We start from the raw sequence: 15,018 nt of genomic DNA on the forward strand, positions 1-15,018 counted from the left end.
ATCCCGTCATGCTCGCTTAATCGTAGTGAACCCATTTTTTCTGCATTTTCATCTGGACGGCCGTCACAATCAGGATCAGCACGAGCAGCACGACAGCCACTGCGGCTGCATAGCCTCCGTTGCCCGACTCGAAGCCGTTGGTGAAGAACAAATACGCGACTGTTTGCGTAGCCTCGGTCGCCGGATTGCCCAGCTTGCCGATCATCAAATAAATCAGGTCAAACACCTGGAAGGCGCCAATCAGCGACGTAATGCTGACGAAAAAAATCGACGGCGTCAACAGCGGCAGCGTGATGGTGAAAAACATGCGCACAGGTCCGGCGCCATCCATTTCGGCCGCTTCGTAGTAGCTGCGCGGAATGCCCTGCAAGCCCGCGAGGAAAATGACCATGTTGTAGCCGATCGAGCTCCAGACCGCCACGATAATGACGGCGTACAGCGCGATCGCCGGGTCGGATATCCAGCGCGGCCCCTCAATTCCCACCAGCCCGAGCAAGTAGTTGATTAAACCGTAATCGGCGTTGTACAGCCATCTCCACACCATCGCCACGGCAGCCGCCATCGTCACGACCGGCAAGAAATACAGCGTGCGGTAAAACGAGATGCCTTTGATTTTTTGGTTCAGCAAAACGGCGATCAATATGGAGATGGCGATACTGGCAGGCACCGCGAGCACCGTATAGACGAACGTATTTTTCAGCGCGATCCACATGTTCGGGTCCTGGAACAGCAGCACGTAGTTGTCGACGCCCGTCCATTTGTACTTGCCGAAGCCTCCCCATTTGGTAAAGCTGAGATAGATGGTTTGCACGACTGGCCATATGTAAAACACACCCAAACCGATCAGCGTCGGCGCGATCATGAGATACGCCCAAAGCCAGTCGCTTCGCTTCATCCGGTTCAACGATTTTTCCGCTTTTGGCCGGGCAGCGGCATGCACCTCAGGCTGAAGTTGGCTGCTCATCGCAATATCCCCCCTGACAATAAGCTCGTAGCAGGGGATGGCTCCGTTCACCCTCCGAAGCCATCCGCCCGTTGAAACCCTACTCTTGCGCCAGCAGCTCGTTCATTTTTTGCGCAAGCTCTTTGGCTGCATCCTCCACACTCATTTGGCCCGCCCAGGCTTTGGTCATGTACTCCGTCTCCAGCTTGGCCCACTTCGCCGTATCTTTGGAAATCGGGTACGCCTTGGCGTTCGCTGCCTGATCGATGAAAATTTGCAGATTGAAGTTCGGCATCGACTTGACCCACGTATCCTGGGTGCCGTTGAACGCCGGAATCGCCGCGCCTTTGCTCGCCTGAATCTCAGCCGCTTCCTTGGAGCCCAAGTACTTCACAAATTCCCACGCTTCTTTCGGATGCTTCGTGTTCGCCGCGATCACATTGCCCAGGCCGTGAATGACGCTGGTGTTTTCCTTGCCTTTTGGCAAATACGCGACGTCTACCTTGTCTTTTGTATATTCGTTGGTGTGAAAAGCGCTCGCCATCCACGAACCCGTGTAAATCATCGCCACCTTGCCCGACTCGAACAACTGCGTGGACTCGGTTTCCGACATTTGCGCCGCAGACGGGGACACTTTGTCGTTAATCATGTCGACCCACAGCTTCAGCCCCTCGATCGTTTCCGGTTTGTCAAAGCCCGACGACTTCTTGTCCTCGGAGATGACGTACCCGCCGCTCTGGAAGATCGTGTTGTAGTAGTTGTCCTGTCCGTACGGCGCTGCCGCGATGCCCCAGATGCCTTTTTTCTCGTCTGTCAGCTTTTTCGCCGCTTCCTTCAGCTTGTTCCAGTCCCATGTCTCGTCCGGATAAGGCACGTTCGCTTCATCAAACAGTTTTTTGTTGTACCAGAGGCCAATGGTGTCAAAATCTTTCGGCAATGCGTAGTTTTGTCCCTCGTATGTGTACAGATCAACCAGCGCCTTCGGGTAGTTCCCGAGGTCGATGCCGTCCGCCTTGATCTGGTCTGTGATCGGCAACAACACGTCGTTTGCCGCGTACTTGATGATCCGCGGGCCGTTGATCCAGAAAACGTCCGGCAACGTGCCGCCAGTCGCAGCCGCTTCCATCTTCGTCCAATACTGTTTGTTCGGCGTCAGCTCGATCTTGATGTCAATATTGGGATTGGCTTCGTGGAATTTCTTCGCAATTTCCTCCATGGCCGGCATCTGGTTTTTGTCCCACAGGGCGTACGTAAGCGTTACCTTTTCTCCGCTTGCCGCACCCGGCTGTTGCCCTTCAGACGGGGCGGCGCTTTGTCCGCCACCGGAACATCCTGCCACCGCTACCAACAGAGCGGCCATCGCCAATGAAACCAACTTTTTCATGTGAAATCCCTCCTCGACATTACGTTCTCCTCTGTTTTACCCCCAGCTTTTGATTGAAACGACTGTGCCTTGACCTCCGCGGCTCCCCCCTTTCACCATCCGAGGCTCACTTTCTTTTTCCAATGCTAAAATAAAGTCTGCAAAAAGGAACTACAGGCTGAAATGAAAAACGTCCTGTAGCAGTACGGCAGCGGCTGCCTTGACTTCAAAGTCCGCTCCCAGCATAGTCGGGCGGAACTCCAGCCCTTCCACCATGATGCCCATTGCCTGCTCCCGCACCTGTTTTTCGATGCGCTCGAACAAGACGTGGTTGTCGCGCATCATTTCCCCGCCGAGAATAATCAGGCTCGGGTTGAACAGATTGACCAGATTGACGATGCCGATCGACAAATACGACGCGATCTCTTCCACGATGTCCTCGCACACCTGGTCTTTTTGCTGCAAGGCTTGGCGGAACACGTCAAACGTAATTTTCGTCAAATCTCCGCCAGCCAGCTCCAGCACGAGCGTCTCTTTGCCGCGCGCAATCGCGGACAACAAGCCCGTGTAGATCGCCGGCCAGGCGACGTAGTTTTCCAGACAGCCGACATTGCCGCAATCGCAGCGCATGCCGCTCCGGTCCACTGTCGTATGCCCAAACTCGCCCGCGCCCCCGCGGCTTCCGCGGAAAATGGAACCGTTTACAACAAGACCTGAACCTACCCCTTCTCCGACTGTCACAAACAGCAGGTTGTCGGCATCAAGCCCCACGCCGAAGTTTTTTTCCGCCAGCGCGATCGCATTGGCGTCATTGTCCAGCCACGTCTCCATGCCAAAGCGCTGCTCGGCGAGATCCTTCAGCGGAACATCCGTCAGCCGCAGCTTGGAGTTGAAGCGAATCACGCCGCTTGCCGCATCGACAATCCCCGGCGCGATGATCGAAATGCCGAGGCAACGGGTGACATCCTCCACCTGCCCCAAGAAGTCCGCGATCGAATCCAGCACGTACTGCACGATCCGCTCGCTCACCATGCCAGGACCGACCGGGTACACCTGCTTGCGCTTGGTCGCCGCCTCCAGGTTCATCTCGGCAATCGTAATCGCCGTATTCGTGATGGAAACGCCGATCAAAAACTTCCCGTCCGGGCAAAAGCGCACCATGATTGGCTTGCGCCCGCCCTTCGATTCCCCTGTGCCATCCTCCGCTACCAATCCGTCGCGAATCAGCTCGTTGACGGCCGAAGTGACGGTGGTAGGGCTGATGCCTTGCCTTTTGGCGATGTCGCTGCGCGAGATGGGCCCATGCTGGCGGATTGTATCGAGTATGATAAAGCGATTCAGTTCTTGAATGAGTTTCAAATCTCCAGTCCTGCGCATCGTATAAGCTCATCCTTTGTTTTTCCAATGACTTTATAAAGTCATCTTAGCAGAATATTCAAACTTGTGTCAATTTGGATTTTTCAGTTTTTTATGAGTTTTCTTCGTGTTCCGGTTGCTGTCGGGAGCTTTGGAAATGGCATTGTCTTCCTGTATGATGGGGAGAGGAAGGTCTGCTTCTTGCCCCAAATCTCGCAACTAAACCAAAGGTGGTGCTGTCTATGGGTTCTCATCATTTGCTCCATCGAGAGATCAGAAGCTGCTTGCTGCCCTATCTGTTTTATTGCTTCCTCTCAAAACTGACGTTGCAAAGGTTCCGCCCGATTGAGGGCAAGAAAAAAGAATACGAGACAAAATGGCGCGAGAGCCGCTATTTGTAGGAGGTCTACCTGCGCATGTGCAATAACCTAATTTTTGGTATAATTAGAAAAAGTAGAATACTTATCCGACAAAGCAGGTGATTCGATTGGCAAGTTTGGGCGACTCTTCGATTGTGATGTTTCTGCCCTTGCTATTATTTTTGCTTTTCAACGCGATAAACATCCTCATCAGCATTTGGGCCTACCGCGATTCGCGGCGCAGAGGCAACAGCAAAGAATTTTCCGTTATCGTGCTGGTTGCGCTGCTTTTTTTCCCGGTGATCGGGTTGATTGTGTATTTGATTATACGGAAGGATTAGGCTTTGCCGGGATGCGATATTGAGCATCCCTCTTTCGTGTTCACCTGCCAGCCCTGCCAATCTGGCTCGACGGAATCACCGTTCAGCTTTGCGAAAAGGAGCATTTTCATAGACCGGCAGGCTCGAAGCTAAGCCAGCAGTCATTTTTTTGCGTGCCAAACAGCTCAACATGTCACCTATGCGGAGGGAACGATGAAGGAAACAAATCCCTAGATGGTTTTTTGGGCGCTGCTTGCTTGCCAGTGCCCAAAATCGCGTTGAATGGTGGATTGATCGGAAAAACAACGTCCGAGCGGTATGGCTGTTCGGCAGCTTTTTTATGTTTTATTTGGCGATGAACATCCCGTTTCTTGCTTCTATGCAGGAAAACGCAGCTTTTCACTGGGCAATCATATCGTGATGCACTTCGCGGCTTTGCAAGTAGTTAAGCAGTATTTTTCCAAATAAAAACATGAAAAGGAAAATTTTTCTTGATAGCTATTGCGAACATTAATATAATAATAGTGAATTTGGAATTTTAAGGAGGGGCTTTTGTGAACACTGCCATTGCGATTCTCACTTTTATCGGAGATCTCATACCATTAATCGTTCAACTGCTAAAAGCCTTTGCTTAATTTCCGAACGATCCGCAATGCAAGGGGCTGTTCCTCTGTCATTTTCCATGACGTAAGGGACAGCCCCTTCTCTCATTTAGCTCATTGTCTCAATTTCATTCCTATTGATGAGAAAACAATCGCCAGGTTTATCGCTAATTCTTTCGTGAACAAAAATAATCGTCCAGTCCATGGTCGAGTCAAACAGATACATATCAAAAGTGAAACGCGTGTAAGATTGCATCAATTTTGCTGCATCCATCGTAAACACTTTGCCGTATGCGAACTCTTTGCCTAACTTGCTTGTTGCGTCCCAGAAAAACAGCACTTCTTGTTTGCTTTTCAAAAAATCTGTTGCTTCTGCCAAGCTCATCCCTTGCATTTTGCAGCAAGCCTCTTTTCCTAAAAACTCCCAAAGGAATCCTCTGTGCAATGTTACATATCTTTTATAGAGAAACTTGCGAATTTGGTTACTGTCTACATCGAAAAATGTTTCTATGTACTGCCTGCGAAGCAGTTTTGCCCTCGCTTCTGGCAAAACGGGAATCTGCCGCACATTCACGACATCTGGCAAGTATTCTACTGAACGATAAACGTACATGTGATAATTGCCGCCTGATCCAAATACAAACTCTCTATATTCGCTATATTCGTCCTCTTCAAGCACCTCGTAATTCGTCATCGAAAACATGTCGTGTGAATAGTCCTCTAGAAAATAAGGTACTTTGGCATAAAGCCCCGCAGGTATTTTCGAGGCTATACACCTCTCCGGAAGATTTTCTATGGAACTGACTCGCTTGCCAATAATATATTTTTCCCCACTTGAAAAGAAATAAAAGACATTATTTTTCATCACATGTTCAATCTCTGACAAGATAGGGTCAGGCGCTTCGAAAAATTCATCCCAATCAAAACCCATATCAACTTCAATACCTGCGATATAAAATTCTTCCGTTGCTACAATGTTTAAGCGCATTCTATCCTCCTTATTTTACCAGAATCATAGCAGGAAAGGACGCAACTGTATATATGTTACGCCCTTTCCATTAGATTTATTTCAAACCACGCCACGGGAAGAAATGATGACCCCCCAGTCTTTGCCAAGAACCGTTTTTCATCTTCAGTAAGTGATAATGAGGAAGATTAGCGAGCCTAAGTTCCCCACCAGAGTAGTAATGAGGGTCTTCATATTTTTTATCATAATTCTTCTGTGTGACAACTTTTTCAGCATAATCTTTACGAACACTAAATGTGTCTCTTTCCTGACGAGCCAACAGTTGAGCTTCACTAAGAGTTAATGGATCCCCAACAATCACTCCACCCAGCCGATTTAAAAAAGCTCTAAAATGCTTCACTTTATTTCTTTTAATTTCGTATGTAACTGTTTCGCTAATCGACAGACTTTCTGTAACGATTTTAATAAATGACCTGCCTTCGTTATTCCCAATATCTTGAGCAAGTCTATCTTTTCTTGCAACATAGTCACTCAAATAATCGCTGACAATGATGGCTCCCGTAACAAGAGCAACAAAATCCCCTACCGGAAGTGGACCATCAATCGCAGCAATCACTCCCAATGCAGCCAAGCGCGCTGCCAACTGTCTTTCTGTCATACGAATCCCGGCATTTTTCAATACAGTTAGCGCTTCACTCGTTGCCATACTCCTAAGAGATACTTGTTTGGAAGACTCATCTTCTGGAAACTCGTTATGAATCTGGTAGTAATCATAATATTCTTGAGCAAGTGTATCTATGCGCTCGAAATCTCTCTGTAGTGCTTCTGGATCTACTTCTTCCATATATCTCATTGCATCAGTCTGATTCGTCGTATCAGGAACTTGATATTTATCAACAATTGATGCTACTTCTGCAAATAAGTACTCCTCATTTTCTTCCATATATTTGGTTAATTCATTATTCATTTCTCTTGCTTGTTCTGTCTCGGTTTCAGCCATTATTTCCATGAAATGCTCAATCTCGCTACGTTGAATATAGCCATCGTCTTCCTCAGTAGTGCTGGCGTAAACACCATTGGCATTTACAAAGAGAAGCCCCAAAATTAACAATACTGTTAACCACCGCTGATTTTTCAGCATAATAACTTGTTGATACTACTATCCCAGTAGCTCAACATTTCACTCCCTCCATTTTTAATTGGAAACTTTGGTTTTTGTTACCATTTATACTTATACTATACTTTTAATCTGCTTGTAAACAATTTTATGGATAAAATTTCCTATAATTCCATATTTTAAGCAAAGAACAATATTATGTATTGCCTATCTCCCCCGCTCCCCCAAAATAAAAAAACCCTCCCTTCCGACCATGGGAAGAAAAGGGAGGCTGGGTGGACTGGGTTCAAATCTCTAGTTCACCAAGTCGAACGAGTTCGACTACTGCCTGAGATCGACCTTTGACACCTAATTTTTGCATGACATTACTGATGTGATTGCGCACAGTCTTTTCGCTGATGAAGAGTTGTCCGGCAATCTCTTTGGTTGTCTTATCTTGGACCAAGAGTTCAAACACTTCTCTTTCGCGATTCGTTAACAACGGCTTGGTTTGGTCGCTACCCTTCAATCGTGCCACCCCTCCTTGTGGGCTCTACAGGAACAAGGTTGAGGGATTACAGAGTCACCTTATCCTATGATGGGGGGTGGGTGATGGTGCCGGAATTTCAAGGATTTTAGGCTTTTGCCTTACATCCTATTCAGAAAATGGGCAATGGGTTCCGAAACACCACACAAGAAACATTTTTGGCTTTGCCGCCGTGGCGAAAAAATTTTGTTGAGTCGACGGGCTGCCTGGCGTCTCTTTGGCCAAACAGGCTTCGTAATGCCCGCTTGGGGAGGCTGGCGTCGGAACCCAAAGGCCAACACCGCCCCCGACACTTCAGTCTATTCAAGTAGCGCGCTTGCTGCTCCCTTCTTTCCGGTTCCTTTTTCCAGCTTCTTTGCATGCTTGGTTCCCTTCCCTTGGAGCAAACGCCGCAAGCAAAAAGCCCCGATCCATTCAAGACTGGGGCTGCATGCGCTAAGCTTCCATCCTTTAAATAAACGGCGTCCGATGATACGTCTGCTCAAACTTCTCACGCAGTCCCTTTGCCAGCAGCGTAAACGAGCCGACCGCGATCACGAAGGCAACCAGCGGCGTGAGGAAAATCCAGGTGTAATTGCTGTACACGAAGCCCCGGTACGAACCGAGCAGCCCTGCCCACTCGTGCGTGATCGAGTGGAAAAGAACCGGGTCCATCGTCATTTTTGTCCCGCCCACGAAAAGGTCGAACATCCCGAGAAGCCCCATCAAGGTCATGATCGCGACCATTTCCGTGACCAATATAATGATGATCTGCTCCTTCAGATGCGGCAAGATATGCCGGAAAATGATCTGCTCGCGGCCCGCCCCGAGCGAGACGGCAGCCAGGACGTACTGCGACTCCTTGATCTGCTCCGTCTTTTGCCGGATCGAGGAAGCGACAGAGGGCGCTCCCAGCACGCCGACGACCACGATGAAAAACAACACAAGCGTGGATGTCGGCATCAGCGGGTTGATGCTGATCCCTTTCAGCAAGAAATAGACAGGGATGAAGATCGGCATGTAGCTCCAGGCATTTTCAATCGCCAGCCACCAGCGCTGGGGCTTGTCCTGCACGCCAATGTACAGGCCGAGAAAAATCCCGATCAACAATCGCACGGCGGCCACTGCCAGCGTGACGAACACGGTGTAAGGCGCGCCGTGAAGCAGCAAGGTCAGCAGGTCGTACCCCCATTTATCCGTTCCCAGCCAATGCTCCGCGGATGGAGGCAGCGGCGGTGCGACAATGATCGTTTTGCCGTTGACGACCTCGTTGCGCAGCTTTTCCTGAAAGTCCAGCTCATACGGGGCGATATACGGCCCGATCACGCCGATGAGCACGAGCAGCGCCACCAGGATGCCGCCGATCCACAATGACCAGTTGAATCGTTTTTGCATAGAAAAACCTCACTCGTTCCGAATAAAAATCGCGTTATTTGTAAACGACCACCCGTTCAAACAAATACAGAACCGCGCGGATGAGCACGTAGACCAAAATCGAGAGCAAAATGATCCCGAGCAGCCCCATCACCGCCGCGTTGAACTGGTAGCCGCCATCTTTGCTGAAAATAAAGCGGGTCAGGCCGACGACGTTGAGCAGGTACTCCACGATGAACAAGTTTGCTACCGTAATCGCGATCGTCTTTTTCAAATCCGCCACGAGAAACGGCTTGATGTTTTTGTACACGTGATGGGTGAGCACGTGCCAGATGCCCATTCCTTTTGCAAGCGCTGTCTTGATGTAGTCCTCGCCGCCGATCTGCGCGTACTTGAGGCTGACTACTTTCATCAGGAAAATCGTCGGTCCGATCGCCAGAAGCGTCATCGGGAACCAGTCGTTGGCGGAGTCGCTGGTAGGCGACAGCGTGATGATGCGAATATTCGTCAGCTTGTAAAAGGCAACGGCTGCCAGAATCGACATAAAAATCAGAATAAAATCAGGAATCGTGGCAACGAGGTTCAAAACCTTTTGCAGTTGACGAACCGCACGGAAGCGCTGCAAAAACAAGCCGAATACGAGACTGGCTACGACCGCGATGCTGACGCTGGCAAACAGCAGCTTGAACGTGTTCATGGCAAACGGTACGATATCTTCTGCAATGCTTCTCTCATTTTCGCCCAAATAGTACGTGCCGAGAGAACCACTCGCGATCTGCTGGATCAAGAATACGGTGTGAACGACGATCTCTTCCGGCGCGAAGACGATTTCGTCCTTGACCGTGTATAGCATAAACGGCCCGCCGCAGACGACGATCACTAGGAAGAACATCCCAAGCAGTTGTTTCACATATGCCAAGCACTCCTACCCCCTTACTAATTCCAACAATACACCATCTAAAAAAAATCATCTATACAATCAAAAAATATTTTATGTTTTTTTATATTTCAGACAATACAACCCGCAGGTGCAAATAGATTCAAAGTTGTGCGCATTAGAAAACCCGATGGCGCGAAGCCATTGCCAGACTCTTCGCAGCCAGCGGATACAAAACTTGCTTTCTCCCCCTGCTTCGAACTCTCGCTACGGTGCCCTTCTTCTGGCGAAAACCGCTCTTTCCCATTCTTACCTGCACAAAAAAAAGACGGCCGCAGCCGTCTCTTACCGAATGACGATAATTTGAATTTCCATCCGTCCCATGTCGTGCAGGTCGAGCGGAGCAGTCAAGGCTGTCCCTGTCACGTCCTTCAAATCGTGGTGCTGCACAAACAGCGGCGGCGTAATGTCGACGATCACACCGCGATTGGACAAAAGCGTACTGGCGTTGCCAGAGATCATGTTCCCCAACTCGGAAATCGCACTTTTCCCGAGCTCATCCATCTCCTGTACAGGAAAACCGCCCATCATGGCAGAGACGATGCGCAAAGCCAACTCCTCTTGCAGACCAAAAAACACGTCTCCTTGCAATTGACCTGTCATCCCGATACGAATCCAGGTGTGACCTTCCGAATTGCTCCATTCTTTTTCAGCTAATTCCCCACGCGAAATGTCTACATTGCACACTTGTTGAATCACGGAGGAGGCTGATTCAAGAAACGGATCTAGGTATTGGACTATCATTTGCGATCTCTTCCTTTCCCGGGCAATTATCTCTGCTATAGGACTATCATAATGTCGATATTTGGCAGATGCAAGACTATCACAAAAACTTTATAGGCAAAAGGTCACTTGTTCTGCGAATTTTCGGAAACCAATCCTCTACTTTGGCATCATTCCTTTTGGTATAAATGGCCGAGCACGTGCGCAAATCGAGCACTTCTACCCCGACCTCATGCCTGCTTAGCTGCCACATCGGCAAGCTGAGCTGCTCAAACGCAAACACCGTATCGCCAAACGCCAAGCATTCCCTGATGCACCGCTCGTCCGGATAGCTCTCATCGGATTCGAGCAGATGGACAGGCTCCAGGCCAAACTGCTGAAGCAGGTGCAGCCGATCCATGCACTGCTCCTTGCCGTGTTTCCCGGCAATTCTTCTCGGCGACAGCAGCGGAAACTCTCTCGTAACATATTCCCACTTTATCCCGTGGTAAAACATCGAATTTGCTTCCCCCCAAAGGAGCAGGCCCGGCTCTAGCGATTATCCGCTGTTGCCGGGCCATCCCTATTGCTTCTTTTTCCCGATCACATTCATCTCGGCACGAGCTTCCCGCCCCAGCGAATCAGTCGCGACAATCGTCAGTTTTTGCTTGCCTTCCTCAATCCGGTCCAGCACCAGGCGAAACCCTCCCCGGTCGTTGACGTCGACAGGCACATGATGATCGCCGTACGTAATTCGCAAGCTGACCGGCCCGGCTCCCGTCACCTTGCCCTCAATCGGCAGGAGCTCGCCTTCCTGGCCTTCCACCTGATTGTTCATCAGCTTGATCGTGGGAGCCGCGATCGTCCTCGCCCGGTAGTTCAACCGCTGTTCCCCCTGGCTGAGCACGACCGTGCCTGCGCTCGCATCTACGTACGCGTACAATAGCAGCGTGCTCTGGTTGCCTGCTCCATCTTTTCCTTCGATCAAGACGCGGTTTTCTCCTTGTTTCATCGGCAAAATGTGCGTCAAATTTTTATGCACAGGAATTTCCAACTGGTCTTCCTCGAAGTTGGCGACGATCTGGCCGTTGACGCTGGCCTGCCCTTTGTACGTCTGGTCGCGGTACAGGAAGCGGATCGGCAGCAGCATCGTTTTCGTCGCTGGATCAAACTGAATGTCTTCGGTCCCGTCGTTTTGGAGCTGGAGCATCGGCGGGCTTGTGTCGACGATGACCCGTTGCGTAAACTGCCGCGTGTTGCCGTACATGTCGGCAGTACTGTACACGACGTAGTTCAGCCCTTCCTGCAGCCGGAGAATCGTCTCGAACGAACCGTCTGCCTCCAGCTTGACAGGCGTTTTGTTGATCGAGAGCCGGACCCGATCCAGCAGCTCCTCGCCTGTGACCTTCCCGCGCAAGGCGACATCCGGCTGTTTGGATATTTTCAGATAGCTGAACAGATCGTCGGGAAATTCCACGAACGGCGGGACGGTGTCGCTTTTCCCGTTAATGTTTGCTACGCTGATGTTTCCGGCGTAATCGAAGGCGACTACGCTTATTTTTTTCTCCGGCTGATTGATGATCGTGCTGGTGATTTTCGGCGAATACGGGCCGCCTACTTTTTTCCCGTTGACGTAGAGCAGATAGCCTTGCACGTCTTTGTCGCGGCTGCTCCACTGCACCTTGTTTCCGGACAGAGAAGCGTTGAGGACTGGCGGCTTCGTGTCGACCCGGATCGGCAGCGTCATCGTTTGCCAATTGGCATCGCGGCCGTCGATTTTCGCCTTGATTAAAAACTGGTACGCTCCATCCGGCGCTTGCACATAGCTGCCTTTTTGCGGCGAAAAAATTTTGCCATCCCAGCTCCACGCCTCGCGCTCGGTGTAGTAATAAGGCGTTCCCAGCTTGGACTGGTCGTACTTGCTGACTTTTTCATCCCGCACCAGCGCGCGTATCGGCTTGCCGGACTGATCCGTTACTTCCACGACCACTTGCCGGGCGTTGCGCAAAAACGTAATCGAAGGAGCCGCGATATCGTAATGGCCGTCTCCGTTGGGAGAAAACGCAATCTGGCCTGGATCAATCTGTACGGTTCCGTCCTCTTTGACCCCGGTCACGCCCAAATAATCGCGGTAGCGCCATTTGTCGTTGCGCTTGTCGTGGTACCAGCTCGTCTTGACGCCCGTCCGCTTTTCCTGACTGCCAGCCTCCCATACAGGCTGGTCCATAATGCGCGGCTCGTCCCAGTCGCCGAAAAAGCCGAAGTAAGGGACGCGCAAGGCAGGCAGCGACTTGTCATCCGGCGCAAAGGAGATAAAGCCTTCGGCAAACTGGTTGCGGGCTGCTCCCTGCGGGATGGCGAGCGTCACCTTGACCTCGGCGCGCTTGCCAGGCTCCACGGTTACCTTCGGAGCGGAAAAGCGCAGTTGCGCCCCTTCCAGCGCGGTTGCCGTCAGCATGTTCAAGCCGTCCTTGCGCAAGTCGGTCATGACGCCGAACTCGTCGTGGAGCTGGTACGTTATCGGCTTTTTCCCGAACTTGTTATCAACAAACAAGGAAAACGTTGTCGTGTTCCCGATCTCTCCCAGCGAGACGCCAGCCTTGCCTTTGGCATCGACCACCACGGCAGGCGTCTGGATCGCTTTGGCGATTTGCATCAAGCCTGCTCCTTGAACGCGCGGGCTGTACGGATATTTTTTCACTTTGGCCTTGTCGGAAGCAGCCACGCTCACCCGCGGGTCCAAAATCGGCTCGGCTGTGTTCATCGCCGCTGCCTTCAACGTTTCGACCAAGGCCCGGCCTTGCAAGTTGCGCCCCTGCTTTTGGTAGGCTTGCTTGAGCAGCGCCATCCCGCCTGCTACGTGTGGCGTCGCCATGGACGTTCCGCTTTTGACTGCGTACTCCGAATCGCGGACGAGCGACAAAATCCCTCCGCCCGGCGCCGAAATTTCCGGCTTGAACTGCAGGTCAGGAGTCGGTCCCCAGGAGGAAAAGCCGGAAATCGTTCCGCCGTCCGGATAAGGCATCGGGTTTTGCGCGTACTCGCCATTGAAGGCGACCGTCACTTTTTTCCCTTTTTTCACCGCCTGCGCCAACTGCTCGCCCATCTGCTTCAGCACCGCCACCGCCGGAATTTGCTTCAAATGCTCCGCGCTGATGATGAGCGGCCCGGGTTCGTTGTTGTAAATAATCGCGCCGACGGCACCCGCTTCTTTGGCAAGGCGGAGCTTTTCATCAAAAGAAGTATCCCCCCGCTCCAAGAGCACGATTTTTTCCTTGACCGATACGTTGTAGTCTTCTTTTTTCCCTTTTCCCATGTAAACGAGCGGATACGGCTTCACCAGAGAAGCTATCGGATTGAGCGCCGACCCGCTCTCCACGTGCCCAGGCAAGTAGACGACGCGTTCCAGCCCTGGCACTCCCTGGACGCTGAAGCTGTTGCCCGCAAGCGTCGTCGCGTTGACGGATGCGACGGAAAACGCATCAGGGCTGAGGCCGGGGGAGCCGATCATGGCCACGTCCGGATTTTGCGCCCGCACCTTGTCGCTGCCGAAGTACGAGTCGTTCCCCGCTGCCGCCACGACGATGACGCCGTTGTCCACCGCCTTTTTCACGGCCATTTGCTCGACGTTCGACTCGTCCACATAACCGGCGGAGGAGCCGAGGCTGAGGTTGATGACATCGGCTTTTTTGGCGATCGAATCGTTAATCGCAAACAAGATCGACTCGCTCAAGCCTGGCACTTCCCCCTGGTAGTTGGAAAATACTTTTTGGCTCATGATTTGCGATTCCGGCGCGACTCCTTTGACTTTGCCGTTGGCGGCAATGATCCCGGCGACATGGATGCCGTGCTGCGATTCGGCTACGTCCTCGGTCGTCTGATTGCGGTCTGCCCAGTTGAAGCCCGGAATTACTTTTTGCGGCGAGCCTGACTTCTGCACAGCCAGCCGCTTGTCGTGCGGCGGCGGCAAATCAGGATGCCGCGGGTTTACGCCTGTATCAATGACCGAGATGAGCATTCCTTCTCCTTTAACCCCTGCCTCCCGCCAGGCGCGGTTCGCTTCGATCATCTCCAGCGTAGAGGCTTGTGCGCTGACAGCCTGTTCGCCCAGGACGACATGCTCGGAACGCTGCCACTCGTTGGCCCGCTCAGCGCGGACATGATTTCCGGCCTCGCCCGGCGCGTGGCTTGTATGTGATTGCTCCTTCATTTCCGCCAAATCGTGCATGACCACACTGCGCAAGCTGATGGCGTCGCCGTATGCAAAGACATCCGCGCGTGTATGGCCCACTGTCGTTACGGGAAGCAAAACCAACACTAACCCTAAGCTCATCACCTGTTTTTTCATCGTTTGCCCCCTTGTTGGAAGTACACCCATTATGTATCAGTTTTCACTGGGAGCCGCTCGGGTATTCTCGTCTTTTGCCCTAAGGTTGACAAAACAGGTGAATCAGCCTATATTTAATACCGTTA

The 15,018-nt window shown here is 51.5% G+C and carries 12 protein-coding genes; 1 reads left to right on the top strand and 11 read right to left on the bottom strand.

Going from position 1 to position 15,018, the window contains the following annotated elements; genetic code table 11:
* Positions 1-16: 16 nt before the first annotated feature.
* The 3 genes from AC27IT_RS03970 to AC27IT_RS03980 form a co-directional block, all read right to left on the bottom strand.
* A complete protein-coding gene (locus tag AC27IT_RS03970) occupies positions 17-964 on the bottom strand; it encodes a carbohydrate ABC transporter permease (RefSeq protein WP_005833827.1) in 948 nt (315 codons plus the stop codon).
* A 79-nt stretch (positions 965-1,043) separates the two neighbouring features.
* A complete protein-coding gene (locus AC27IT_RS03975) occupies positions 1,044-2,327 on the bottom strand; it encodes an ABC transporter substrate-binding protein (RefSeq protein WP_005836649.1) in 1,284 nt (427 codons plus the stop codon).
* Between the two features lie 150 nt (positions 2,328-2,477).
* A complete protein-coding gene (locus AC27IT_RS03980; RefSeq protein ID WP_283858983.1) occupies positions 2,478-3,683 on the bottom strand; it encodes an ROK family transcriptional regulator in 1,206 nt (401 codons plus the stop codon).
* Between the two features lie 466 nt (positions 3,684-4,149).
* Between AC27IT_RS03980 and AC27IT_RS03985 the strand changes: the two genes are divergently transcribed.
* The gene (locus AC27IT_RS03985; RefSeq protein ID WP_005836646.1) at positions 4,150-4,362 is read left to right on the top strand and encodes a PLDc N-terminal domain-containing protein; all 213 of its coding nucleotides are present in this window, start codon (positions 4,150-4,152) and stop codon (positions 4,360-4,362) included.
* A 690-nt stretch (positions 4,363-5,052) separates the two neighbouring features.
* On the opposite strand, the gene AC27IT_RS03990 is transcribed toward AC27IT_RS03985, so the two are convergent.
* From AC27IT_RS03990 to AC27IT_RS04025, 8 genes are all read right to left on the bottom strand, one after another.
* The gene (locus AC27IT_RS03990; RefSeq protein WP_238501425.1) at positions 5,053-5,931 is read right to left on the bottom strand and encodes a hypothetical protein; all 879 of its coding nucleotides are present in this window, start codon (positions 5,929-5,931) and stop codon (positions 5,053-5,055) included.
* Between the two features lie 76 nt (positions 5,932-6,007).
* Positions 6,008-7,021, bottom strand: a complete 1,014-nt coding sequence (locus AC27IT_RS03995) for a hypothetical protein (RefSeq protein WP_238501424.1) — start codon at positions 7,019-7,021, stop codon at positions 6,008-6,010.
* A gap of 292 nt (positions 7,022-7,313) precedes the next feature.
* A complete protein-coding gene (locus tag AC27IT_RS04000; RefSeq protein WP_003387736.1) occupies positions 7,314-7,535 on the bottom strand; it encodes a helix-turn-helix domain-containing protein in 222 nt (73 codons plus the stop codon).
* 468 nt (positions 7,536-8,003) lie between these two features.
* Entirely contained in the window at positions 8,004-8,927 is a 924-nt protein-coding gene (locus AC27IT_RS04005) for an ABC transporter permease (RefSeq protein WP_005834904.1), read from the bottom strand.
* A gap of 34 nt (positions 8,928-8,961) precedes the next feature.
* Positions 8,962-9,825 carry an ABC transporter permease subunit gene (locus AC27IT_RS04010; protein ID WP_025844125.1) on the bottom strand — a complete coding sequence of 288 codons (864 nt, stop codon included), beginning with the start codon at positions 9,823-9,825 and terminating at the stop codon, positions 8,962-8,964.
* 303 nt (positions 9,826-10,128) lie between these two features.
* Positions 10,129-10,587, bottom strand: a complete 459-nt coding sequence (locus tag AC27IT_RS04015; protein WP_005834907.1) for a chemotaxis protein CheX — start codon at positions 10,585-10,587, stop codon at positions 10,129-10,131.
* A gap of 79 nt (positions 10,588-10,666) precedes the next feature.
* Positions 10,667-11,062 carry a hypothetical protein gene (locus tag AC27IT_RS04020; protein ID WP_025844126.1) on the bottom strand — a complete coding sequence of 132 codons (396 nt, stop codon included), beginning with the start codon at positions 11,060-11,062 and terminating at the stop codon, positions 10,667-10,669.
* 66 nt (positions 11,063-11,128) lie between these two features.
* Positions 11,129-14,893 carry a S8 family serine peptidase gene (locus AC27IT_RS04025; RefSeq protein ID WP_487091607.1) on the bottom strand — a complete coding sequence of 1,255 codons (3,765 nt, stop codon included), beginning with the start codon at positions 14,891-14,893 and terminating at the stop codon, positions 11,129-11,131.
* Between the last annotated feature and the right edge of the window lie 125 nt (positions 14,894-15,018).

Source organism: Brevibacillus sp. YAE8 (genome assembly GCF_057543335.1).

Excerpts from the sequence above, each read along its gene's own strand:
- AC27IT_RS03970 (WP_005833827.1), bottom strand. The coding sequence starts at position 964 with ATGAGCAGCCAACTTCAGCCTGAGGTGCATGCCGCTGCCCGGCCAAAA.
- AC27IT_RS03975 (WP_005836649.1), bottom strand. The coding sequence starts at position 2,327 with ATGAAAAAGTTGGTTTCATTGGCGATGGCCGCTCTGTTGGTAGCGGTG.
- AC27IT_RS03980 (WP_283858983.1), bottom strand. The coding sequence starts at position 3,683 with ATGCGCAGGACTGGAGATTTGAAACTCATTCAAGAACTGAATCGCTTT.
- AC27IT_RS03990 (WP_238501425.1), bottom strand. The coding sequence starts at position 5,931 with ATGCGCTTAAACATTGTAGCAACGGAAGAATTTTATATCGCAGGTATT.
- AC27IT_RS04005 (WP_005834904.1), bottom strand. The coding sequence starts at position 8,927 with ATGCAAAAACGATTCAACTGGTCATTGTGGATCGGCGGCATCCTGGTG.
- AC27IT_RS04015 (WP_005834907.1), bottom strand. The coding sequence starts at position 10,587 with ATGATAGTCCAATACCTAGATCCGTTTCTTGAATCAGCCTCCTCCGTG.
- AC27IT_RS04020 (WP_025844126.1), bottom strand. The coding sequence starts at position 11,062 with ATGTTTTACCACGGGATAAAGTGGGAATATGTTACGAGAGAGTTTCCG.
- AC27IT_RS04025 (WP_487091607.1), bottom strand. The coding sequence starts at position 14,893 with ATGAAAAAACAGGTGATGAGCTTAGGGTTAGTGTTGGTTTTGCTTCCC.